Genomic DNA, 24,403 nt, shown 5'->3' with positions numbered 1-24,403 from the left:
ACCTCGGACTAGATGGTTATGTTCAAACCAATCTCGCTGTATATAGGGTTGAAATATACTCGCGCACGGCGTAGTAACCACTTCATTTCTTTTATCGCGTTGGTCTCAATGATCGGCCTTACACTCGGTGTGGCAGTCCTCATTACAGTCTTGTCTGTGATGAATGGTTTTGACCGAGAGTTGAAAAATCGTGTCTTGGGAATGATACCTCAAGCGACTGTTTCCTCGACGCAAATTTTAACAAATTGGCCGGAACTTGCAAAGCAGATTGAGCAGCATGAACATGTCCAGGGGGTTGCACCTTTTACTCAATTACAAGGTATGCTGACCGCACAGGGTCAGGTCGCTGGCATCATGGTCAGCGGGATTGAACCCGAGTATGAGAAAAAAGTTTCGATCATACAAAACCATATGGTTGAGGGCAATATCGACAGCCTTAAAAAAGGTGAATTCGGTATTGTTTTGGGCAAGCAAATGACCGATGCCATGGGTGTAGGTTTAAACGACAATATTACCCTGGTTCTGCCAGAAGCCACCCCTTCACCCGCCGGTGTCGTCCCACGTTTTAAGCGTTTTAAAGTCGTGGGAATTTTCAGTATTGGTGCTGAAGTCGACTCAATGATGGGTTATATCGCTTTAAATGATGCGTCAACTTTACTGCGTCTACCGGATGGTGCGCAGGGTGTGCGGATGAAACTGGATGATATTTTCCTGGCACCACAAGTGTCTCAGGAAATTGTGCGTGATTTACCGGCGAATTTCTATGCTTCGGACTGGACGTATACCCATGGTAATCTGTTCAGCGCGATTCAGATGGAAAAAGCCATGGTCAGCCTGCTTTTATTCCTGATCGTTCTAGTCGCGGCATTTAATATTGTGTCTTCACTGGTGATGGTGGTGACGGATAAAAAATCGGACATTGCTATTTTACGAACTTTGGGTGCTTCACCTGCCACCATTACCAAAATTTTTATGGTACAAGGCACCGTGATTGGGGTCATTGGAACTTGCGCAGGAGCTATCCTCGGAATTATTGCGGCAACCAGTATCAGTAGCTTTATTGGGTGGCTGAACAATACTTTAGGTCTGAATATGTTTGATGCCTATTTTATTAACTACTTACCTTCGTATCTGCGCTGGCAAGATGTTCTGGTGATTGTAGGCTTGTCACTGGCACTTAGTTTTGTCGCGACGATTTATCCGGCTTTACGTGCAGCAAAAATTCAACCGGCAGAGGCATTGCGTTATGAGTAATCTGATTTTAGATGCCCAAAATATTCACAAGTCCTTTACCGATGGTAAATCCACTGTCGATGTGATTCGTGGCTTGTCGCTACAGGTAAAAGCGGGTGAATTTGTCTCTATTGTCGGTTCAAGTGGTTCAGGTAAAAGTACCTTATTACATGTTCTGGGCGGGTTGGATCGTCCGACTTCGGGTCAGGTCATGGTGAATGGCCGCCGTTTTGATACCTTGTCTGAAGCAGAACGCGGTTATGTGCGAAATGAGCATTTGGGCTTTGTTTATCAGTTCCATCACCTGTTGCCAGAATTTACCGCACTGGAAAATGTAGCGATGCCACTGATGTTACGCGATAACATGAAATTCAAGGAAGCCAAACAACAGGCCGAATATTTGCTGGAACGCGTGGGGCTTTCGCATCGTTTAACCCATAAGCCGGGTGAATTGTCTGGCGGTGAACGTCAGCGTGTAGCCTTGGCGCGTGCGGTAGTGGGTAAACCTAAACTGATGATGGCCGATGAACCGACCGGAAATCTGGATCGCAAGACTGCAGCAAAGATTTTTGAACTGCTGACCGAATTACAACGTGAGTTCAATATGGCGATGCTAATTGTGACCCATGATGAACAATTGGCGCATGCGGCCGACCGGATTTTGCATATGCAGGATGGTCTCTGGATTGAAGCATAAATAACGAGAATATTCGCATTTGATTGAAGCTCACTCCGGTGGGCTTTATTATTGGGCAAAATAATAACAAGACAGAATAAGATTCAATGTTGCAGTGGCTATGTATTGGCTGGATTTTAGGCCTTGCCTGTATGGGGAAAAGTTTCCTGTCTGTTCAACTGAGCGGGACGGCAGTTTTGATCATTGCGCTGCTGTGGTATCTGTGTTGCCATAAATTAAAGTTCATCTTGAATACACCGCTGCGAAGCTTGTTGATCGCTGGATCAAGCCTGCTTTTGGGACTGTTTTTAGGTCATGCTTATGCCAATCTGCAATTGGCTGAACGTTTATCCAAGCGAGAGCACGAAGTCGCTGAAAAAGAAATCGTAGTGTATATCAAAGAGCTGAATAAGCTTGGTGATCAGAATATCCAGCAAGCCCTGCACGTGCTTAATCCTGACGGTACTACAATTAAGTGGATGGGTTTTCTGCCAGTTTCAGATTCTGTCACATCTAGTTTGGTAAATGATGAAACCAAACAACAAACTCTTGAACTGGGACACTACTATTTATTACAAGGCCAGATTCGACCTAACCATAGTTATGCCACACCAGGTGCCTTTGATGCAGAAAAATGGGCATTACAGCAAAATGTCATGGCCGGGTTTAGGATCAAGCACATCCAAGAGCTGCAACCGCAACAACTCTATGCGTTAGGTTATGGCAAATATCTACGTCAGCAGCAAAATTTGGGTCAGCGATTTTTACTTTGGGTAGAACAACAGCGACTGGCCTTAAGAGAGTTTGTGGCTAGACAACCCGTACAGCAGAAAGGCTTGTTGCTGGCTCTATTAAGCGGTGATGAAAGTTTACTGGATCAAGCGACGGAACAGCAGTTTCAACGGTTTGGCATGAGTCATTTATTGGCAATTTCTGGACCACATGTCCTGATCTTTGCCTTTATCATCTGTGGCAGTTTGCAATATCTGATTTCAAGGTACACGCCGCAGATTTATCTGAAATGGCCAAGGCAGTATTTTTTGAGTCTGCCTTTTTTGCTCTGTGTACTGCTGTATTGTGCCTTCGTCGGTTTTGAAATTCCGGCGCTACGTACTTTACTGATTTGTGTGATTGTGACTTTTACACTGTTGCTCAGGCAAAGCGTGCAGCCATTAAAGCTGTTGATTCTAAGTGCTGCCTTATTGTTGCTCTTTGATCCTTTTAGTATTTTATCGGCCGCATTCTGGCTGTCTTATGGTGCCTGTTTTGTCTTGCTGCGGATCTATCAAACCATTCAGCAGCAACCGAATCAAACAATACAAACAGCATTACAACGTCTGTATTTTGCAATGAAAGTTTTAGTGGAGTCGCAGTGGAAAATTTTTCTGGCCCTGTTTCCCTTAATGATGCTGTTTTTTAAGCAGGTGGCTTGGATTACCCCGCTAAGCAACCTAGTAGCCATCCCGTGGATTGGCCTGCTAATAGTTCCCGTAGATATTCTGGCGGCTTTATTATTTTTCATCTCTGAACCACTTTCGAGTCTGCTGTTTCAGCTCAATGATATTTTTATTCATATGCTGCTGGCATTTCTGAATCTGCTTGATCGGCTGTTTGCGCCACAACTGATTCCGGTAGCCATGAATGTCTGGATGATTGCTCTATGTATTTTGGGCTTGTTAATTGTCTTTTTGCCGCGTGGCTTAGTGCCCAAAAGCTGGACAGCAATTGCCTGTGTACCGCTGTGCATTCCTCAACTTAATCAGCATGCATTTCAGCTGTCTGTTCTGGATGTCGGGCAGGGACAGGCCATCTTCATTCGTGACGGGCAACACAGCATGATGATTGACATGGGTGGTTATTATAATGAAGAAAAATTCAGTATTGGCCGGCAAGTGATTATGCCGTTTCTATCTGTGCAAGGTGTTGGAGAACTGGATCGACTGATTTTGACGCATCTGGATCAGGATCATAGCGGTGCTTATTTCAGCATTAAAGATCAATTAAACATCAAGCAAGTGTCATCCAATCAGATGCCTGAAACCGCTACTTCTTCAAGCTTTCAGTTTTGTTATGAAGGACAGCAATGGCAATGGTCTGAAGAGATTAACTTTAAAATTCTGGCACCTCGGCAGCAGCAGCTAAATACGCCAAACTTCAATAAAAACGACCGATCTTGTGTGATATATCTGCAAGTTAAAAATGCCGGACCGTATCAAAAATTTTTACTGATGGGGGATGCGGGTTGGGAAACTGAATATCAGTTACTCCAAAATTATCCGGAACTTAAAGTCGATGTGCTGGTACTCGGCCATCATGGCAGTCAGCACAGTTCAGCCTATCAATTTTTAGAAGTTTTGCGGCCTAAATTGACGATTGCCTCGGCTGGGAAATTTAACCGTTATGGCCACCCGAGCCAACTGACCCAGCAACGGTTGAAAGCACTTAATATTCCCTTATTGACCACAGCAGAACAGGGGAGTGTGCACTTCCAGCAACAAGGCTCAAAACTGGTGCTTTCTGCCGAACGACATGAATGGCAGTGGTTGTATCGTCAGCCCTTAAGTGACTGATTCCAATATGGGCGAAACTTTATGTAGTTCTTGAGTTCTTAATGCATTTACTTTGCCCAAAGCTTGTTCATGCTCAAGTTTGTAGAGATTTCCCAAGTCTTGATGCGCATTAAAGCGTTTATAACTCCAATGATAATGTTCCGGATGGCGACGAATTAAATTTTCAATACTATTGATAATGACTTGTGTGCCTTGATTGGCATTGCCATTATAAATTTTTTCATCAACTGCTTCGATAAAAATATCGAATCCATCTTCAGTATTACGTAGAGCATATAAAAACAGGGCACGCGCTTTGGTCTTTTGAATCAGCTTAGCACTCAAATTACTCGTAGCTAAAGGCACACCGAAATATGGAATATATTCACCACCGATATTCGGGGTATGATCCGGCAGGATGACCGTAGTACCGCCTTGTTTTAAGGCCTTAAAAATCTGACGGACGCCCGATTCATCAGTCGGTACCAGATGCGCCTGTTCCCGGCTACGGGCAGCCCGTACAAATTGATCTGCAGCCTGATTTTTCACAGGTTTATACATAATGGTCATTGAAGTGAACTGGGCAATATAGGCATTCATAATTTCCCAGGTACCAAAATGCGGCACGATTAACACGAGGCCTTTATTTTGTGCAATGGCATCATGAAGTAGATCTTCGCCAATAACGCGATGAACGCGTTTAAGATTTTTCTGATTGCTTGAGCCCCAAATAGTAAAGAACTCGAAATATGACATTAATTCATTGCGAACCGCAGCACGGTTAATCTGTTCACGTTCCTGATTAGACAGTTCTGAAAGACTGATTTCAAGGTTCAGACGAATGACTTCCGAAGTTTTAGTGACTTTAAAACTGTTCACAATAAAGGCCAGAATACGGGCCATCCAGCGAGAAACCGGAAGCGGTTGGCGGCTAATGTATTTGAGTAATCCGTAAGCTGAATTCCGTGAGCCCTGTTTCGTCATTGATTTCGTCTAAGTACAAAAAAAGAGAACAAAATTTATTATAGGCGAAAACGTTTTGTTTAGACAGAATTACCCGATTCAGTGTATATAATGGATTCAATATAAATCAATTTATTGGATTATTTATGTCCGATTGGCCACCAAAACCTGAAAATCAAATACAAAATACGCAACAGCCAGTTCAACCGACTGGTCCGGAATGGAAACTGCTGGAAAAAGCAGTTTTAGCTTCTGTTGAAGAACAGCGCCGTGCGCGCCGTTGGGGAATTTTCTTTAAATTTCTGACTTTTGCTTATCTGCTTGTCGTCATTTTGGCATTAGGCAAAAGCTGTAGTTCAGTTTCTTCAGATGCTAGCGCTGCTGCGGGTTCGCATATCGCAGTCGTGGATATAGTGGGTACGATTGCTGCTGACAAACAGAGTGTGAACAGTAGCAATACTATCAAATCATTGAAAAAAGCCTTTGAAAATAAACAAAGTAAAGCAGTGGTGCTGAATATTAACTCACCTGGCGGTTCGCCGGTACAGTCGGATGAAATCTGGCAGGAAATTCAGTATCTGAAAAAACAGTATCCTGGGAAAAAACTGTATGCCGTGATTGGCGATACTGGGGCTTCAGGTGCTTATTATATTGCTTCAGCTGCGGACGAAATTATTGTCAATCCATCGAGCTTGGTCGGTTCAATTGGGGTGATCATGCCGAATTATGGCGTGACTAATCTATTGCAAAAATTAGGTGTTGAAGATCGCACTATGACCTCAGGCGAAAACAAAGCCTTACTGTCGATGACTCAGCCAGTTGATCCTGCGCAAAAAGCTCATGTACAGGGTGTGCTAGATAATGTGCATGGTCACTTTATTAATGCAGTGAAACAGGGACGTGGGGCTAAGTTGAAATCCAATGATCCTGCCATTTTCTCTGGCTTGTTCTGGACCGGTGATCAGGCGGTGAAATTAGGTATTGCGGATCGTATCGGTAGCTTAAATACCTTGAAACGTGAACTGAAAACTGAAAAAGCGTTGAATTACACCATTGAATATAGTCCATTTGAATCAGTCTTGGGTCGTATGGGGTCATCGATTGGGGATGGAATTGCTTCTTCGGTTGCACAGAAGCTTCAGTCAGAAAACAGCACGACACTGCAATGAAACCACTGATTCATTTCGCGCACGCCAATGGCGTGCCATCCAAAGTCTATAAAAAGCTGTTTGATGGATTGCAAGATGATTACGATATTATCTATGTGCCGCTTTTAGGGCCAGATAAGCGTTATCCGATTGATAACCATTGGAAAAGCCTGACCCAGCAAGTGATTGATAGTATTGTGCGCCAGTCACATGGGCGACCTGTCATTGGTCTGGGGCATTCTTTGGGATCCGTGTTAACTCTGCAGGCGGCTTTGCAGCGCCCAGAGCTGTTTTCGCAAATGATCATGCTGGACCCGCCGATGATTATGGGTAAAGAAGCCTTTGCCTTACATATTGCAAAGACTTTGCGCTTAAAAGCATTGGATAAAATGTCTCCAGCAGGTCTGTCGAAACGCCGTCGTGACCATTGGGATTCACGTGAACAAGCCGCTGAATTGCTGCGCCCTAAAGGTTTTTATCAGGATTTTGATGCGGATTGTTTCCAAGCTTATATTGACCATGCCTTGCAGGAGGATCCCATCCGGGGTGGAGTAGAACTCACTATCCCTAAAAGGGATGAGGTCGCAGTCTTTAGAACCAATCCGTCGCTATGGTGGTTGCCTCAGGCAAAACCCAAAATTCCTGTGCATCTGGTCGTTGCCGAGAAAGGTCCATTTCTGGCCCGCAAGTTCCCGCAGCAAGTGCAAAAGAAGTTTGGTATTCCTTTTACCGTGGTGGATGGTGGACATATGTTCCCATTGGAACAACCTGATCAAGTAGCTGGCTTGGTCAAACAGCTGATTCAGCAACAGTCTGCTTGAATTATTGAATATATTGGAAATAAAAAAACGCATCCGAGGATGCGTTTTTTTATATCTAAATTTTTTTAGAACTTGCAGAATTGAACAGGCGCTTGCATTTTCTCATTTCGATATAACACACCATCTTTAGTATGTTGAATCGTTCCGCTACAAATCCATTCTACGACTTGTGGATAGATCACATGCTCGAGGCTATGCACACGTGTTGCCAAACTTTCTACCGTATCATGATGAGAAACCTTGAGAACACCTTGGGCAAGCGCTTGGCCTGCATCCAGTTCAGCCGTAACATAATGCACCGTACAACCGTGCAGAACATCACCGGTATTGAGTACACGCTGATGCGTATGCATGCCTTTATAATAAGGCAACAGGGAAGGGTGAATATTTAACATTTTTCCTTCCCAGGCTTTCACAAATTTTTCACTTAAAATTCGCATAAAGCCGGCAAGTACCACCAGATCCACATCCCAGTCCAAAAGCTGTTGATGCATGACATCATCAAAAGCTTCACGGTTTGGATATTGCTTGTGTTCAATAACTGCAGTCTGAATGCCTGCCTGTTGTGCACGCGTTAAAGCAAAGGCTTCAGGTTTGTTGGAAATCACGCCCACAATTTGCCCTGAAAGATTGGCATCAATCAAGGCTTGCAGATTTGATCCACTACCTGAAACAAGTACAGCAATTTTAATCATGCGAAATTACGCAAAGATCACACGAATTTTTTCGTCTGCATCTGCAACTGATTCAGCATTGTCTTGAATCTGACCCATCGCCCATGCTTTTTCGCCAAGCTGGTTGAGTAATTCAACAGTTTTGTCTGCATCAGCTGCATCAACAACCAGCACCATGCCGACGCCACAGTTGAAAGTACGATACATTTCAAATTGTTCTACGCCGCCTTCACGTTGTAGAAGTTTGAATAGCTCAGGCCATTCCCAAGAAGATTCATTTACCAACGCTTGAGCACCGTTTGGAAGTACGCGAGGTAAGTTACCTGGTAAACCACCACCGGTGATGTGTGCCATCGCATGGACATCAACGTGTTTTAACAGTTCAAGAATTGGTTTTACATAAATGCGTGTTGGTTCCATTGCAACATCTGCAAGTGGGCGGCCATCGACGATTTGATTCAGGTCAACGTTTTTCACGTCCAGGATTTTACGAAGCAGTGAGTAGCCGTTTGAGTGCGCACCTGAAGAAGCTACACCAATTAAAATGTCACCCGCTTTGACTTTAGAGCCATCAATAATTTTACTTTGCTCAACAACACCGACACAGAAACCTGCAAGATCGTAATCTTCGCCTTCATACATGCCTGGCATTTCAGCAGTTTCACCGCCAACTAATGCACAGCCAGCAAGTTCACAACCAGCGCCAATACCAGTGACTACATTTGCAGCAACATCAACATTTAAGTGACCAGTTGCATAATAATCAAGGAAGAACAGTGGTTCAGCACCACAGACAAGAAGGTCATTCACGCACATTGCAACCAAGTCTTGACCAATTGTGTCATGACGGTTCAAATTCAGTGCCAGACGTAATTTTGTACCAACACCATCTGTGCCAGATACGAGAACAGGTTCTTCATAACCTTTAGGAATTTTACAAAGTGCACCAAAGCCACCTAGACCGCCCATAACTTCGGGACGTGAGGTACGCTTAGCGACAGATTTGATACGATCGACTAACGCGTCGCCCGCCTCAATGTCGACACCTGCATCTTTGTAGCTTAAACCAGTGTTTGGGGTAGAAGTTGAGTTGCTCATAATGAAGTCTCCGCATTCGCGGGTGCGATTATAACCTGAATATGTAAAACTCTTATGGTATTTGTGGCCTAAAATGCTATCTTTATTAAAATATTTTAATTTTTAGAATGATTAATAGAGAAAAGGCAAGATTCTATGGTCGATCGTACTTTACGGCGCATTCTTATACTTGCTGGTATAGCATTGATACTTTGGGTTTTATATCTGCTTAAACCAGTTGTAGTTCCTTTTGTTGCAGCTTTTCTAATTGCTTATTTATTTAGCCCCTTGGTTAATGTTTTGCACCGCATTGGGCTGGCTCGATGGCTCTCGATCAGTATCGTATTTATCGGGATTGGGATCGTGGTTACATTGGTGATGTGGTATCTGGTGCCACTAGTCTGGCAGCAGCTGATGTATGCGCGTGATAGCATTCCGGCCGGGATTCACTGGATCAATTACACGTTCTTACCTTGGCTTTCCGATAGCTTTAATCTGGTACCAATGGAAATCGATACCGATCAGATTTCCTCAGTCGTAATGGACTATGTCCAGACCAATTATAGTGCGGACAGTATTCAGGCAATGCTGCTAAAACTGGCACAATCTGGCCTGAATTTTATCCAGATTGGTGGCACGATTGTCCTGATTCCGATTATTGCCTTTTATTTCTTGCTGGATTGGGATCGTATGCTGGACAGCTTACGCCGCCTGATTCCCCGTCCTTATGAAAAAACAACCTTAAATATTGTGAGTGAATGTCATAGTGTCTTAGGTGCCTTTGTCAAAGGTCAGTTCCTGGTCATGGTTCTGTTGGGCGTGGTTTATGCAGTGGGACTGCAACTGATTGGCCTGGAGATTGGCTTGATCATCGGGATGATTGCCGGATTGTGCAGTATCATTCCGTATCTTGGTTTTGCGGTTGGAATTATTGCCGCAGTCATTGCAACCTTTTTCCAATTTGGAATCGACTGGTGGCAGCTGGTACTGGTGGGGATTGTATTCATGGTGGGTCAGGCTGTAGAAGGCTATATCCTACAACCGTTCTTACTAGGTGATAAAATTGGTCTTTCTCCTGTAGCTGTAGTATTTGCAGTTCTGGCAGGTGCGCAACTGGCCGGATTCTTGGGTATGCTGATTGCCTTACCAGTGGCAGCCGTGATTGTGGTACTGCTGCGGCATATCCGTGAGTATTATGAACATACGCCATTTTATGGTGATCAGGCTGTTATCATACAAGATGCATCTACCGGTTCAATCAATATTGAAACAGCAGACTTAGATGTTGATATTGAAATGAAAAAGCCACAGAAAAAACCGCTGCAAGCAGAGGAGAACTCAAGTAAAATTCATGATCCACATCGTAAAGACTCATAAGGCCAAAAAATCGTATGCGTCAATTGCAGTTAGATATAGAACCTCAGCTCGATGCCCGAATCAGTGATTTTTCAGGGCCGGGTTGGGGGCATGTCATTGATGCTATCCGGCAATTACATGCAGGCCTGATCAACCGATTTTATATCTATGGGGGAGCCGGTACAGGTAAAAGTCATTTGTTGTCTGCCATCTGTGATTCTTATCTGGAAGTGGGTAAATCTGCAATTCAGGTATCTTTGCTTGAACTTTTAGATGCACCGACTGAGGCGATTACTTCTCTAGATCGTTTTGATCTGGTAGCACTTGATGATATCGAAGCGATTAGTGGCGTACCCCATTGGCAACGCGCAGTATTTCACTTGATTAATTATAATAATGAAGGTGGTGGGCAGTTGGTGTTTTCGTCACGTTTTGCACCTATCGAACTCAAACTCGAATTGCCAGATTTACAATCCCGTCTCACGCAGGCGGTCAGTACCCGTGTTCCGAGTGGCAGTTTGTATGCTGATCGCTATGCGCTGGTTTCCTCGGTACTCGATCGTCGTGGGATCCATTTAGACCCTCAAATCTTTGACTATTTACTAAGCCATGGGCCACATCAAACTTCAGTGCTGCTTCAAAGATTAGAGCAGATTATTCAATTGCTTAAAGGGGAAAAATTGAAAGTCAGCAATGCTAATCTGCGGCAGATATATGCCTTGATTGACGAATATCGGTAAAATATAAAAATTCTTGAGTAATTACTCAGTCTATGACACAGTAAGGCAAAATAATTCGCTGTTGCAAGGATTCTGCAACTTTAGAAGAAAAAGAAAGAAATAAAAATTAAGGAGAAGGTTATGCTCAAGAAGAGCATAGGCATAGCTTTGCTATGTATAGCGGGGCAGTCGTATAGTGCAGATATTATTGTAACCACTACAGAAGATATTGAAAAAGATGACAAGGAATGTTCACTTCGAGAAGCTGTTGAGTATGTTAACCGTGGCTTAGCTAAATCAGGTTTTATGGGGTGTGGTGGGGAGAACTCATCCAGTACCATTATTTTAAAAGAAAAAAATACCTATGTGTTGAACCAGCATATCGCGATTAAAAAATCTCTTACCATCCGTGCGGTCGCAGAAAGTGATGGCGAATTCAGTACGGATGAAAAAGCATTAGGCTTGCATAATGCTCATATTCAAATGAAAGGTACTGATAACCTTTTCCGGATCAACAGTACAGATACATTGGTTCAGTTAAATTTGAAAGAACTGGATCTTGAAGGCTGTGGTAAAACCAGTTGTGCTGAACAAGGTGGCCTAATTTATAATAAAGGTCAGCTAATTCTAGAATATAACCGTCTATTTAATGCTGCTGCCAACTTGGGTGGGGCAATTTATAATGCTGGCAAGTTTGGTCAGAACTTAACAAGCCGTGCACAAATTAAAAATAGTCTGATCGAAAATAATAAAGCCCAACGAGGCGGGATCCTGTATAGCGAGCTACCTGCTTTCCTCATTTATCAAAGTGTACTTAAAAATAATCAGACACTGGATAATTCCGCGACCAATATTTATAGCGCGGGACAGTTTGCTGACTCCAGTAAAGATCAAGGTATTAGTGGGGAGGTATTAAGTAAGTTGTCATTAAAAAGTAAACATGTATTCTTTTCCGAATTGGTTTGATACTTTCTCCACCCATTGCTCTATTTTGTCAGCTGTCATGACTTGAAAATCTCGCCAATAATATTTCATCTGCTTCCATACCATCTCGATTCGATTTAACTCAGGGCTATAAGCTGGAATAAAATACAGATTCGTCGAAAAGTTAGTTTTAAGTAGCTCTCTGTAATCAGCCATCTTTTTACTTCTATGAATCGAGGCATTATCAACAATAAGAACCAATGGAAGGTTATATGTCTGTTTTACTCGTTGAGCTATTCCAGTTAAATAGGCATAAAACCAAGTACTTGTCACTGACTCTTGTAAACAGCTTGTCACCAGTTTCCCCGTTGAAAGCAAACACCCCATGACATTAACTCGTTTTAATCTTATTGCATCAACCGCATGAACATCACCTATCTTTGTCCACGCATAGCGGTTATCAGGTGTAGATGAAAATCCTGTTTCATCAACATAACCTAATATAATTTCACCACGTGCCGCTTGCTCTCGTAATTCTTCAATCTGCTGTGTTGCTTGTTCAAATGCAATCGGATCTCTTTTTTTTCAAGCTATGACGGGTACGCTTGAAGACCATACCTGAATCACGTAAAAACTTACGAATGGTTTCAACAGACACGGACACTTCGTATTCTTCATGTAGTTTGACTCGGATTTGTTCTGCATTGAGTGGACTTGTATTGACCCAATCTAGGATTTTCGCCTGATAGTCTGAGATCAATGTATTGGGTCGACCTGAGCGATGACCTTCTTTAATCGATTCAAGCTCATACAATTCCCAACGTCGGCGTTGTAGCCTTATGGTTTCTGGGATACGTTCTTGTAGAGTGGCAACTTCCGCAACACTTTTACCTTCGGAAAGCCAGAGAATAGTTTGGGCACGTTGCCTTTCACGCCAATGTTTTGCATGCTTGACCAGAAAAATGAGTCGTTCTCGCTGTTCTAAACTAAGTGGTACAGAAACAATTCTAGGCATGTGTGAACATCTGTTAACTAAAAAAACCTTTTCGCATCATTAGTTATTTTTGTCAACTTAGTACGATACTAAAAAATAAGGGTGTATTTATTAATGTCCTGGACGGGATGGGATTGAATAATCTCACCATAGTTGACAATGAAAATACTGCTTTAAATATCCATGCACCGTATGGAAGAGCTTATGTAGCGAATAGTATTATTTTAAGAAATGGTACACAGGATTGCCAAATTATCACTGGTGATAAGTCTGTGTCGCAAAATAATCTGCTGACAGCCTCGTGTGGTGTAGGGGATGCCGTCGCGCCGAACCAGTTCTGGAATGGTACACGACTTTTTGCTGAATCCTCAGATAAAAGTGAAGGTGCTTGTCAGACCCTAGAAGAAAATAATAATGCCATACTTTGTCCATACAGCGTTCCTAAAGGACAATTTCTCGGTTATATGCGTCCACGAATTTTGTTGAACTATATCCTTGTGAATGAATCGCCGATTGTGAATAGAGGCACAGGATTGAATCTGGCAAATCCAACAGTAGCATGTGAGGCGGCAGATCAGCGTGGGATCAACCGTTTGATGGATAATCTGTTTTGTGATCGAGGTGCTGTTGAAATCACAATACCAATTTCAGGCAGTCTAGTGGGACAAGATCTGTTAAAGGGTGAAATTGCCAAGTTTTCAATTGAATCTTATCTGGGAGATAGTGATTTAATTCCAAAAGAACAGTGTAATGCCATTGTTGGTCATAATCCGACGGGTGAGCCTTGGCAAGATGGCTGTTTGAAAGTGGTACAAACCAAAACAGCTTCCAAGGGTAAAACAATCATCGATATTCATGGCAATGTCGTTTATACCCCCGATTCTACCTGGCATGGAGCAGATATTTTCGAACTACAAGTGGTGACCTCATCTACACGATTTAATAAAAGTAAACCTTATTTGACTATTACTACTCAAATTGTTCAGGAGCCAAAAAATGAAATGGAAGACAAAGCAGTCAAAACTTCAGGCGGCTCATGGGGGTGTGGTGGATTACTGATTTTACTCGGATTAATAGGTTTACGCCGTGGATTAAAAGATTAAGGAAAAATCATGAAAAATTATAAAAAAGGACTGCTTGCGGCCATGATTTTATCTGCCATGAGTTTGATGGCAGCCGAAGATAAAACGATATATGTGACTACTTTTGCTGATGAAGATGGCGAGAATAATAATGCCTGTTCTTTGCGAGAAGCCATTAAAACTGCAAAACTGGATAAATCTTATGGCGGATGTAATGTAGGACGTACGCTTCGATTGGATGGTTCAGCTGCAGATGTGATTCAGCTTGAAGCAGGCGAGTACAAATTAGATAAAGAGCTGATCGTAGAGTCAGCGCTCAAAATTTATGGGAAAACTCCGCTTAATTATGCTAGTCGTAGTCCGATTACGCTGTTATATCCAACCCGGGAGGCTTTAAAAAGTACTATTTCGGGCCAGGGGAAAACCAGATTATTTAATAGTATGGCCAGTCAATCCAGTCTGGAAATTCATCATCTGATCTTAAAGGATGGCTATGCAGCAATAAATACCTTGGATAAAGGTAATGGCGGTACTTTTTATGTAGCAGGGCCTTTAAGTATTAATACCAGTGAAATAGTAAATTCCCGAGCAGCTGCAGAAGGTGGTGCGATTTATAGTGTAGCAATGAATACGGAAAGGAATATTGTCATTCAGGATTCTTTGATTCAAAAAAATCAGGCGAGTTCATATGGTAGTGTTCTGGCGATGGATTGTCAGGGAAATTTAGGTACAACTCAAACCAATGTGAAAATTAATTCCAGTAGTATTGTTAAGAATGGTTCAGACACTGCTAACAGTATTATTGATTTTTGTGGCTATGCCACAGTAGAAATTGTTAACTCTACTATTGCGAAGAATACTGCCAGTACCACAGGACATATTGTGCGTATGACGAATGAAGTTAATCGTCCGCTCAGTAAATTCTCCAGTTTAACTGCATTAAGTAATACTATTGTTGAAAATACAGCCCAATCTACTTTATTTTATGACAATACCGGGTTTAGGTATTTTAATTTCAATATTTTAGCCTTTAACCAAGGCCTGTCTTGTGAATATGCCTTAAATCAGGGAAATCCGACCAAGGCACAACGTGTTGAATTTTCTACAATTCGAAATGCAATTCAAACGACTGGGCCATCACGTTGCGTATTGCCAGAATTAGACGAAGATACTACTTCAAATAATCTTGATGTCTCTAACAATATAATCAGCAGTTTATTAACAAATTATATTGAGCCTGCTATTGATAATCGCTATTTAGGGCTATATTACCCGCGTGATAATCAGACCGCAACGGATTTGGTAGATATCGGAGTGAGTGGCTGTATTGAACAAGACCAGCGTGGTATTGATCGTGTGATTGGATCCACATTAACATTTGATCCAAGTGCAAAAAATACTTGCGAGATCGGCTCAGTTGAAATCCGACGTTTGACTGCAGCCGATATTACGGACTTGCAAAATAAGAGTTTGGTAGAACTCAATGACTTTTATCAGGAGAATATAGATGATCTCGAAGAAATCATTGCTGATAAAAATACTCCAGAAAATGAGCTTCCTGGTTTAAAGGAAGAATTGAAAAGTTATCAGGATTTGCTTAAATATACCAAGCAATATCAGAAATATCGTGCAATCTATATTAATCCTTTTATCTTGGCTATGCCTCAAGAAACTCTAACCAATGATAAGATTCAAATTAAAGCCTTAAATTCACAAAATTATGAGGTCAGTGTAAAAACTTTAGGTGTTGGTAAGTTAATTGGTACTGGTAATTCGACCACTGTGGAAGGAAATCCCAATGATCCAAATCTTAAATGTGAGTGGAAACCTGATTTAAACCGGATCATGATGTATCGCACTGATGGTAAGCAGACCAGTTCGGTTGATATGGAGTTCTGTAGTTATACACTTAAAGACCAGGCTACAGGTGTAAGCAGTGCTGGCCTCTTAAGAGCAGCTTTTAACAACATTGCACCAATTGCAAAAGATGATGAATATCGGCTTAGTCCAGAGAATAATCTTACAGTGATGGTAAATCCGCTTGAAAATGATAGTGATGATGGGGATGGGCCTCTACCATCAGGAAAGTCGGCTTTTTATCAAGATAAAGATGGAAAAGAGATCCCGATTCATATTGTTAAGCTGCCTGCGGGAGTTTCACTGAAGGCAGAGCGACAAGGAGCCTGTCCTGATACCTACCAAAATCAGACCTGTTATGGTGGACAGCTGACATTTAGTGTAAAAAATAATTTAAGCCAGGCAAATTACAGCATGGATTATGCGATTTTTGATGCTGATGAAAAAATGTCAGAAAAAGCAACAATCTTGTTACGTAATACAGTTAAAAATACGAATACGTCCTCAAGTGGTGGTGGGGCAATTGGAATGTGGGGGTTACTAGGATTATTAGGGCTCGCAGCTTATCGCCGCTTAAGAAAATAAAATATGATTGAAACATCAAAAAAGCCTCAATCGAGGTAATGCCAGTCAGTTAAGAAATTGACTGGCATTTTCTTGGGTATTTCTGCGGTTTTCCTTTCACAACTCGTGGGCAACTTCTAACCCTTCTCTCAGGCAAAACATACCTCCTCGATTTCTCCAGTAAACTTTCTAGATGTTTAGGTAAATTCCCTGCGGAGTCTAAAGAATCAAATCTTAATATATTCAGGATGCTGATAGAGGCAATATGAAAGCTGATTCTCAAAGGACTGACTTTTGCACGTTGAGCCATATGTTTCATTTGTCTTCTTAGAATATTATAGGCAATGAAGACCCCCCATAATTCTTGATAAATTAAATCAGGTTGCTTGCTCCTCAAATGCTTACCTTCCTGTAAATCACTTTTGATTTCTCGGTAACACATTTCTATTTCCCAGCGCTGGGCATAAAGCTTCGCCAAGCCTATCAGTGGATATGCCTTTGAATCCATTAATGAAGTGATATAACGTCTAATTTTCCCTGCCTGCTCAACTTCAATCAAACGCGCTTCCCAATATTCTCCTAATGATGGATTTAGCTTCCTGGCTCTAGCTGAAAGAGGCATTTTGATTTGAAAGTCATGCGGGGAATTACGTTTAATGATCTCATAGCGTAAATTATCTTTTGCTCTCATTAACCAATGACTGGCTTCTACTCGTGTTTGCCAGTCAATCAAGAAATCAGCAGAGAAATAGGCTCGATCAAACAAGGTAATACTATGCGATGGAGGACATAATCGATTTGCCAGTGTAAGTTCACCCTGATCCATGCTACCTATTTGGGCATCAATGATTTCATGGGTGCTGGTATTTACCAGGCAGGTTGCTCTCACTTGTGGATAAGGGGCTGCAGCGGTTTTACCCTTAGATGAGCCAAAGTGTTCAAAATTCTCGTCTGTATAAGGCATAGACCAAACCACCCCGTCAACAGCACATACACTAAGGCCATGAAAGTTTGAGTATTGCTGTTGGGATTCTTCAAACCAGGCTTGGCTGAGTAGAGAAAACAAGGTATTCAAGGGCTCTCGTCCTAAACGTTGTCGTGCTTGCACTGCTGCACTGGGGACACAATATTCTGTTGTACCAAACACAAGTTTTAGTTGCTCTACGACATACCCGATCGGTTGATCTCGAAATAGGGCAAGCCCAATTACCAGCCATACCACATGTTCGGCAGGTAATTTTCTTCTCCTGATAGAAGCCTTACCTGTTTGATGTAGGCTTTCTTTAATCCAGTTTAAATCAATGAGTTCACTGAAATGGCTGAGTGAAGGCAAAGAATGTTGAAGGGTGCAATCTAAATTTTCAGATAAAGTCATAAAAAAAATGAGCGTATTGGCATACACTCATTTTTACTACATTTTTCTAATGTCTGCTTAACTGACTGGCATTACTCCATATGGAGGCTTTTTTATATTAAGTGTTTAATGCGAGTTAGGCTGCTGAGTCACTTGCTGATATTTGAGAATATATTCTTCACGAATGGCGAGGCGTTGCTCAGGAGACGCTTTTTGCATACGTGCGCCCAGTTCTTTACGTTCCTGACTGCTCATCATTTGCCATGTTTCACGCATTCTCTGCTTTTCCGCATCAGGGAGTTGGGTAAACCAGTCCATACGCTGCTGCAAGCTGCCACGTTGTTGTTCGGGGATTTCTTTTAAAGATTGATAACGTTTAATCAGTGCCAATTGTTCAGAATCAGAAAGACTATCCCAAGTATCAGTTACTTGGGTATTCGCATCCTTGGAAAATAGCCAAAAACGTTCAAATCCTGCAAAGCTGGTTTGCAGAAAACTGAATGCACAAAAAGCAATCGCCAATTTTTTAGCTGCCATGTGGAACTTTGTCCTCACCTAAAACCATTAACATTTCTAAATCTTCAAGCATTTGCGGAGACAGTTTTGGGACTGACACCATTTGAGTTTGCGGCTCGTTATGGTCCGAAAGATTCGGTAATACCACAATGCCTGCAATCGCAGCTGCCAAAGCAAAACCTGACATTTTTAGAAATGCAAAGCGTGAATGTTTTGAATCCTGAATTTCTTCAAGAACATGGTGCATGACAACAGGTTTGTCTTTATGTTGTTGTGCCAGTCCATCAAGTTTGGAAGTTACTTGTTTTAAGAAATCATCTTGATTCATTCGGATGACCCTCCCAGATATGGATTTAAATGTGCTAAAGAGGCGCGTAAGCCTTGGATAGCACGGTGGTAATGGGTTTTTACACTGCCTTCTGTGCAGTTCATAATCTGTGCGGTGGTATGCGTATCAAATCCTTCCCAAGCTCTTAGCATAAATGCCTGCTGCTGACGCACAGGCAATTTTGCAATCGCTTCCTGGATTTCTTCAGCAGTGACTGCCTGATCGAGAAAGTCCAGCGGCGTTGGTGTTGATTCATCGACGACATCATCAAATTCAATTTCGTCGTCATCGAGACTGACTTTCTTGAAAAATGAAAACATTTGACCACGCCGTGACTCTTTACGACGCCAGTCCTGTAACTTGTTGTTGAGAATGGTATAAAATAGGGGATACCATTCTTCAGTACTTTTTTCTGCATAGGATTTGTGTAAGGAAATGAAAGCTTCCTGAACTAGATCCATGGCAATACCATGATGACCTTGAGTCGCACTTTCCATCATCACCAAGGCGCGCCCAGTCACATCCTGCATGAAATTCTTCAGACGTGCTTCAGCCGTACTCTTCAGAATACTTACATCATGTGTTTGCAGCTGTTTTGGTGCTAAATCCATAGAGATGGAAAATCCTGTCATTGGACACCCACCATTATTCCCAAGTTCATAATCATATAACGTTGGGAATTCTGGTTTGGTTGACAATTAAGTTTATTATTTTTGTAGTTTAATCTATTTTATACACGGGCAGGGTCGTATTAAAACACTGTAACCTAAATCCTTAATTAGATACGTTGACGTACCATTTCAAAGAAACAGATCGAACCCGCAATGGCGACATTCAGTGATTCCTGACCACCGGGTTGCGGAATGCTCACGGCTTCAGCATGTTGCATCGCATAATCAGACACGCCTTGGCCTTCATTACCCAGAATCCACACGCAAGGTTTACGTAAGTCTTTTGAATACAGGCTTTCAGCACGGTGTGAGCTGGTTACATAGACAGGGATTTGAAATTGCTCAAGAATTTGTTCAAGCGCGATATTTTCAAAGGTTTGCAGTGTGAAATGTGCACCCATACCGGCACGTAATACGCGTGGAGACCAGAGCGAGGCAGACCCTTTGGTACACACAATCTGTTCAATACCGGCAGCAGCAGCCGAGCGAAGCAGGGTGCCTACATTACCCGGATCCTGTACATTTTCCAGAATCAAAGTGTCTGCTTTAAAATCCAATGCATAATTTGCTGTTGGTAAAGTTACCACAGCTAAACAGGCTAAAGATGTTCCTAAGGTACTTAAATCTTTGTATAAAGATTCGCTTAGAACAAAGACCATACCTGTGTATTTTGCGAGAATTTTCTCGAAATCAGGATGTGAAAGTGCATGTTCTGTAGTGAAAATCGAATCAATTTTACGGTTTTCATGTAGCCAGGCGAGAGACAGATGCGTGCCTTCTAAAACCGTTTGACCTTGTTTTTTACGATAGGTATTTTGTTCGATTAAACCACGTAAGTGTTTAATCTTTGGATTGTCTTTTGAATCAAGAAAAAAAGTTGGCATGGGAGATATAGTCCACGGCAGCCGATTCAATATCGACTGCCGCTATAAAAATTAGTTATGGTAGCTGGTCACAAGATCAACTTCGTTTTTAGAACCAATGATCACTGGCACACGTTGATGTAGATCTGTCGGTTCGATCTCAAGAATACGCACACGACCTGTAGTCGATGCACCGCCAGCCTGTTCCATGAGCATACTCATTGGGTTAGCTTCGTACATTAAACGTAGACGGCCAGCTTTAGCCGGATCTTTAAGGTCGTATGGATACATGAAGATACCGCTACGGCAAAGAATACGGTGAATGTCGCCCACCATACATGCAACCCAGCGCATATTGAAGTCTTTTTCACGAGGGCCGGTTTTGCCAGCTAACAATTCATCGATATAACGCTGTACGGGTGCTTCCCAATGACGTTGATTCGACGCATTGATCGCATATTCTTTAGTATCTGCAGCAACCTGAATGGCTTCAGAAGTCAGCAGGAATTCTTGAGTCTCAGGGGCATAGGTAAAGAACACTACGCCTGCACCGACCGTCAATGCCAACATGGTTGACGGACCATAAAGCACGTAACCTGCAGCTACCTGATGAACACCGGCTTGCATAAAGTCTTCTGCCTGAGTCACAGCATTTTTCGCAGGAAGAATCGAGAAAATGGTACCAACACACATATTGATGTCGATATTGCTTGAACCGTCTAATGGATCGAACAATACCAGAAATTGACCATTTTCTTGTGCAGGGGTGAATTCATCCAGTTCTTCTGAGGCCAAACCACCCACATTTGGATGTTGCTGCAAGGCATCAATCAAATAGTCATTAGAAATGACATCCAGCTTCTTTTGCTCTTCGCCTTGAACGTTTTCATGCTGTGCACTTCCCAATACACCCGCTAAAGCACCTTTTTGCAGTAATTGATCAATGTCTTTGCAAGTGTTTGCAATCGTTTCAATAACTTGTGCAAGTTCAGGTGTGAGATTCCCGCTTTGTTGTTGTAAAAACTGGGATAAAGTGCGGTATGACATAGGGGAAACTCCAAAACTTAAATCGGGAAAAAATGATCAAAACGATATGCGGCTATATTTTAGATGAGAACGTACTAAAAGAAAAATTAAACTGGATTATTTGTATCGATTTTGCCCTTGCAACTCCTGCGGAAAGTGCTATGTTGAAGACAAAGGAAAATTGAGAATAGGAGCACAGATATGACAACATTGAAGTTTGATGCGACTCCAACGCCAAGCGAAGGCATTACTTTAGATGATATCTCTGAAGACAAGATGAAAGAAGCCTGGCGGGATTATGAAGCAAAACCAGAGTACAAACAATTCAATAAACATGACCTGATCGAATCGATGCATCCGGCTGAACAGGATCAGCTTGCAAAGTAGACTGATTCTTTCATTGAAGCAAATAAAAAGCACTCATGATTGAGTGCTTTTTATTTGATGAAACCATCATGAATGAAAATTATTTCAACAATGGTGGTACCGCTTCATAATTAATTTCTACACGGCGGTTTTCTTTCCATGCATTTTCATCATGGCCCGCATTGATTGGCATTTCCTTACCATAGCTGACTGCTTCCAATTGACCAGGATTAACACCCGTCGTCACCAGGAAGCTTTCTACTGCTTTGGCACGACGCTCGCCAAGTGCCATGTTGTATTCACGGGTACCGCGTTCATCGGTATGGCCGGTGAGTGCTACACGTGAATTGGCATTGGCCATCAGGAACTGCGCATGGGCTTGCAGCGTATTTAAATCTTCATTGCTGAGTTCAGTACTGTCATAGTCAAAATGCACCACGCGTTTTGCCAAGAATGCTTTATTTTCTGCAGTAACGCCTTTTGCAGAAGCACCTGCCATGTTTTGTGCATTCAGTGCTGCATCTTCACTCAGACCTTGAGTATTCACAGTTGTTGTACCGGTCGTATCTAAACCGCCCGTTTGAACTTCAGCGGCAGGCTTACGGCTCGCACAACCTGTCATGACAACAGCTGCTGCTAAAAGTGGCAAGGCAAATAATTTTACTTTGTTCATCTTCATCTCCATGAAGTTTGATTATGGGGTAAAGGGTTTATCAATATAAAAATCTTATTTTGGTGCCCAAGCAGGTTCGCGGACTTCACCTGTTTCACTTGGCAAATTCATGCGGAACCGGCCATCGAGAGACATAATGGATAACAATCCACGGTTACCTTCGCGAGTGGCATAGACCACCATCTGACCATTTGGCGAGAAGCTAGGTGATTCATCCAGGCTGGTTGGCGTCAGGATATTGGTCACACCTGAGCTAATATCTTGTACAGCCACTTTATAGTTACTGCCACTTGGACGATGAACCAATGCAAGTTTCTTACCATCTGCACTTAAGGTCGCGCGGGCATTAAATGCGCCACGGAAAGTCAGACGTTTAGTACTTTCATTATTGAAATCATAGCGGTAAATCTGCGGAGAACCACCACGATCTGAAGTAAAGATAAATGATTTTCCATCTGGTGCATAACGTGCTTCTGTATCAATTGCGCTATCGTTAGTCATGCGTTTTAACTGGCGTGTTTCCAGATTCATCTGATAGATTTCCGGGTTGCCGTGCATAGATGCAGTGAACAGCATGCTCTTGCCATCTGGAGAGAAGCTTGGCGCACCGTTTAAACCACGGAAGCTGGCCAGCTTTTCACGTTGACCAGTCGCCAGATCCTGTACATAGATGGCCGGACGTTTGGTCTCAAAAGACACATATGCAATTTTTTTCGCATCCGGTGTCCAGGCAGGTGACAGGATTGGATCGCGCGAAGTCAAAATGGTCTTTGGCTGTTCACCATCCGTATCGGCAATCTGCAAGGTATAACGCCGCTCAGGCGTTGCCGGATTACGTAAGACGTAAGCAATACGGCCAGTGAAATCTCCCGGAATACCGGTTAATGCCTGATAGATGGCATCACTGATCATATGGGCTGCCTGACGGGTACGTGATGCAGGAACAGTCAGCAACTCATTCAGTAAATATTGACGTTTTTCGACATCATACAATTGATACTGAATGCTATAAGAACCATCCGGATTGGTCTTGGATGAACCGGTCACTACATAAGGTACGCCTGCAGCTGCCCATGCTTCAGCATTTGGCGAATTCAGTTGTGCTGTAGCAGGTAAATTCTTCGAGGCACTGGCAAATTTTCCAGAACGATTCAGGTCATTTTCCACCACAGGATAAATACTCTGATCCTGGCTAAAAGGCACAATGGCAATTTTAGGAGCAGCTTCAGGAGCTTTGGTAATTTCCAGATGTAGTTGAGCCTGAGACTGGGTCGCAGTGACCGCACCCAAAGTGGTCATGATTGCAAGGCAGAGTAGGTGTTTGCGTGTCTTTTCCATCATTCGTTATTTACTCAAATCAACGGAGTTATTTATAAGTGATTGGGCTATATCATCGCATGGATTTATGCGAAATAGACCACGAATTTATCATCAAACTGTTATATCACTATGGAGAGTGATTATTATTTAATCTGTTTCAATTGAAGTTTAACTCAAAAAAACAGCCATAACACTTTTTCTTTATTATGGCTGTTTTTCATTAATGAGCTGTAAAGGTTGAAGTAAAACTTCGTGCTTCACGGCGTGCATCCAGATCTGAAGGCATTGGATAAGGTGCAGCAGCACGTACTGCCGCTTCTACACTGGCTTTCATATCTGGATCACTGGCACTCACCACCACAGAAACCACAGAACCACTATCGCTCAAAGTGACCCGAGCAGTCGCTTTCTGGCCTGAGGAGCCCACAGGGGTATTCCAAGCACGTTTAATTTTATTTTCGAAATCACGTTTTGCAGTAGACGCAATCCGTTTTGATTCCGCTTTTTTCTGAGCAGCTTCTTCAGCGGCCTGTTTGGCTGCTGAAGCCTTGGCATCTGCCTCAGCTTTGGCTTTTGCATCGGCATCTGCCTTACGTTTTGCATCCGCGTCTGCCTCAGCTTTGGCTTTTGCATCGGCATCTGCCTTACG

23 protein-coding genes and 2 pseudogenes are annotated in these 24,403 nt (G+C 42.6%); 11 read left to right on the top strand and 14 right to left on the bottom strand.

Annotation, left to right across the window (positions count from 1 at the left end; translation table 11 throughout):
• Positions 1-18 precede the first annotated feature (18 nt).
• From F890_RS04415 to F890_RS04405, 3 genes are all read left to right on the top strand, one after another.
• Entirely contained in the window at positions 19-1,254 is a 1,236-nt protein-coding gene (locus F890_RS04415) for a lipoprotein-releasing ABC transporter permease subunit (protein WP_005265823.1), read from the top strand.
• Positions 1,247-1,930, top strand: a complete 684-nt coding sequence (lolD, locus tag F890_RS04410) for a lipoprotein-releasing ABC transporter ATP-binding protein LolD (protein WP_005265821.1) — start codon at positions 1,247-1,249, stop codon at positions 1,928-1,930. The genes F890_RS04415 and lolD overlap by 8 nt, the downstream gene beginning before the upstream one ends.
• Before the next feature lie 86 nt (positions 1,931-2,016).
• Positions 2,017-4,479 carry a DNA internalization-related competence protein ComEC/Rec2 gene (locus F890_RS04405; RefSeq protein WP_004279137.1) on the top strand — a complete coding sequence of 821 codons (2,463 nt, stop codon included), beginning with the start codon at positions 2,017-2,019 and terminating at the stop codon, positions 4,477-4,479.
• On the opposite strand, the gene F890_RS04400 is transcribed toward F890_RS04405, so the two are convergent.
• Entirely contained in the window at positions 4,468-5,442 is a 975-nt protein-coding gene (locus tag F890_RS04400; RefSeq protein ID WP_004279136.1) for a lysophospholipid acyltransferase family protein, read from the bottom strand. The genes F890_RS04405 and F890_RS04400 overlap by 12 nt on opposite strands.
• Positions 5,443-5,567: 125 nt before the next feature.
• Here F890_RS04400 and sppA point away from each other — a divergent pair, with 125 nt between their 5' ends.
• Together sppA and F890_RS04390 are read left to right on the top strand one after the other, a co-directional pair.
• Complete coding sequence (gene sppA / locus F890_RS04395) at positions 5,568-6,590, top strand: signal peptide peptidase SppA (protein WP_004279134.1); 1,023 nt, start codon at positions 5,568-5,570, stop codon at positions 6,588-6,590.
• The gene (locus tag F890_RS04390) at positions 6,587-7,390 is read left to right on the top strand and encodes an alpha/beta fold hydrolase (protein ID WP_004279132.1); all 804 of its coding nucleotides are present in this window, start codon (positions 6,587-6,589) and stop codon (positions 7,388-7,390) included. Before sppA ends, F890_RS04390 begins: the two co-directional genes overlap by 4 nt.
• A 65-nt stretch (positions 7,391-7,455) precedes the next feature.
• Here F890_RS04390 and purN read toward each other — a convergent pair whose 3' ends face one another.
• Both purN and purM read right to left on the bottom strand, forming a co-directional pair.
• Positions 7,456-8,085, bottom strand: a complete 630-nt coding sequence (gene purN / locus F890_RS04385; RefSeq protein WP_004279130.1) for a phosphoribosylglycinamide formyltransferase — start codon at positions 8,083-8,085, stop codon at positions 7,456-7,458.
• 6 nt (positions 8,086-8,091) lie between these two features.
• Positions 8,092-9,162, bottom strand: coding sequence for a phosphoribosylformylglycinamidine cyclo-ligase (gene purM / locus F890_RS04380; RefSeq protein ID WP_004279128.1), 1,071 nt, complete (start codon positions 9,160-9,162; stop codon positions 8,092-8,094).
• A gap of 135 nt (positions 9,163-9,297) precedes the next feature.
• Here purM and cxpE point away from each other — a divergent pair, with 135 nt between their 5' ends.
• The 3 genes and pseudogenes from cxpE to rbtA (F890_RS04365) all read left to right on the top strand — a co-directional run.
• Entirely contained in the window at positions 9,298-10,518 is a 1,221-nt protein-coding gene (cxpE, locus tag F890_RS04375) for a chloramphenicol efflux transporter CxpE (protein ID WP_004279126.1), read from the top strand.
• Positions 10,519-10,532: 14 nt separating this feature from the next.
• Entirely contained in the window at positions 10,533-11,237 is a 705-nt protein-coding gene (hda, locus tag F890_RS04370) for a DnaA regulatory inactivator Hda (RefSeq protein ID WP_004279125.1), read from the top strand.
• A gap of 120 nt (positions 11,238-11,357) precedes the next feature.
• Positions 11,358-12,176: pseudogene (gene rbtA / locus F890_RS04365) on the top strand (rhombotarget A); the annotation flags it as partial.
• Here rbtA (F890_RS04365) and F890_RS04360 read toward each other — a convergent pair.
• Positions 12,144-12,683, bottom strand: a complete 540-nt coding sequence (locus F890_RS04360; RefSeq protein ID WP_228761479.1) for an IS630 family transposase — start codon at positions 12,681-12,683, stop codon at positions 12,144-12,146. The pseudogene rbtA (F890_RS04365) and the gene F890_RS04360 overlap by 33 nt on opposite strands.
• Positions 12,684-12,699: 16 nt before the next feature.
• The gene (locus tag F890_RS04355) at positions 12,700-13,155 is read right to left on the bottom strand and encodes a helix-turn-helix domain-containing protein (RefSeq protein ID WP_004730277.1); all 456 of its coding nucleotides are present in this window, start codon (positions 13,153-13,155) and stop codon (positions 12,700-12,702) included.
• 59 nt (positions 13,156-13,214) lie between these two features.
• Here F890_RS04355 and rbtA (F890_RS04350) point away from each other — a divergent pair.
• Positions 13,215-14,237: pseudogene (rbtA, locus tag F890_RS04350) on the top strand (rhombotarget A); the annotation flags it as partial.
• Positions 14,238-14,246: 9 nt separating this feature from the next.
• Complete coding sequence (locus tag F890_RS04345; protein ID WP_004279122.1) at positions 14,247-16,658, top strand: CSLREA domain-containing protein; 2,412 nt, start codon at positions 14,247-14,249, stop codon at positions 16,656-16,658.
• 49 nt (positions 16,659-16,707) lie between these two features.
• On the opposite strand, the gene F890_RS04340 is transcribed toward F890_RS04345, so the two are convergent.
• From F890_RS04340 to F890_RS04315, 6 genes are all read right to left on the bottom strand, one after another.
• Positions 16,708-18,012 carry an IS4 family transposase gene (locus F890_RS04340; RefSeq protein ID WP_005104965.1) on the bottom strand — a complete coding sequence of 435 codons (1,305 nt, stop codon included), beginning with the start codon at positions 18,010-18,012 and terminating at the stop codon, positions 16,708-16,710.
• 105 nt (positions 18,013-18,117) lie between these two features.
• Positions 18,118-18,528, bottom strand: a complete 411-nt coding sequence (locus F890_RS04335; protein ID WP_004279121.1) for a DUF3106 domain-containing protein — start codon at positions 18,526-18,528, stop codon at positions 18,118-18,120.
• Positions 18,518-18,835, bottom strand: a complete 318-nt coding sequence (locus F890_RS04330) for a hypothetical protein (RefSeq protein WP_004279120.1) — start codon at positions 18,833-18,835, stop codon at positions 18,518-18,520. Before F890_RS04330 ends, F890_RS04335 begins: the two co-directional genes overlap by 11 nt.
• Positions 18,832-19,446 carry an RNA polymerase sigma factor gene (locus F890_RS04325; RefSeq protein ID WP_004645678.1) on the bottom strand — a complete coding sequence of 205 codons (615 nt, stop codon included), beginning with the start codon at positions 19,444-19,446 and terminating at the stop codon, positions 18,832-18,834. The genes F890_RS04330 and F890_RS04325 overlap by 4 nt, the downstream gene beginning before the upstream one ends.
• 167 nt (positions 19,447-19,613) lie before the next feature.
• On the bottom strand, positions 19,614-20,390 hold the full coding sequence (locus tag F890_RS04320) for a TrmH family RNA methyltransferase (RefSeq protein ID WP_004279118.1): 777 nt from the start codon (positions 20,388-20,390) through the stop codon (positions 19,614-19,616).
• Between the two features lie 51 nt (positions 20,391-20,441).
• A complete protein-coding gene (locus tag F890_RS04315; RefSeq protein ID WP_004279117.1) occupies positions 20,442-21,416 on the bottom strand; it encodes a class 1 fructose-bisphosphatase in 975 nt (324 codons plus the stop codon).
• Positions 21,417-21,596: 180 nt separating this feature from the next.
• Here F890_RS04315 and F890_RS04310 point away from each other — a divergent pair, with 180 nt between their 5' ends.
• On the top strand, positions 21,597-21,782 hold the full coding sequence (locus tag F890_RS04310) for an NF038105 family protein (protein WP_004279116.1): 186 nt from the start codon (positions 21,597-21,599) through the stop codon (positions 21,780-21,782).
• A 79-nt stretch (positions 21,783-21,861) separates the two neighbouring features.
• Here F890_RS04310 and pal read toward each other — a convergent pair whose 3' ends face one another.
• The 3 genes from pal to tolA form a co-directional block, all read right to left on the bottom strand.
• Entirely contained in the window at positions 21,862-22,434 is a 573-nt protein-coding gene (gene pal / locus F890_RS04305) for a peptidoglycan-associated lipoprotein Pal (protein WP_004279115.1), read from the bottom strand.
• 54 nt (positions 22,435-22,488) lie between these two features.
• Positions 22,489-23,772, bottom strand: coding sequence for a Tol-Pal system beta propeller repeat protein TolB (gene tolB, locus F890_RS04300; protein WP_004279114.1), 1,284 nt, complete (start codon positions 23,770-23,772; stop codon positions 22,489-22,491).
• A gap of 202 nt (positions 23,773-23,974) precedes the next feature.
• Positions 23,975-24,403 (bottom strand): cell envelope integrity protein TolA (tolA, locus tag F890_RS04295; RefSeq protein WP_005265815.1); only part of this gene is annotated, 429 nt, incomplete at its 5' end.

This window comes from Acinetobacter sp. CIP 64.7 (assembly GCF_000369745.1).
Lineage (GTDB): Bacteria > Pseudomonadota > Gammaproteobacteria > Pseudomonadales > Moraxellaceae > Acinetobacter > Acinetobacter fasciculus.
This window is presented reverse-complemented; position numbering and strand designations above follow the sequence as displayed.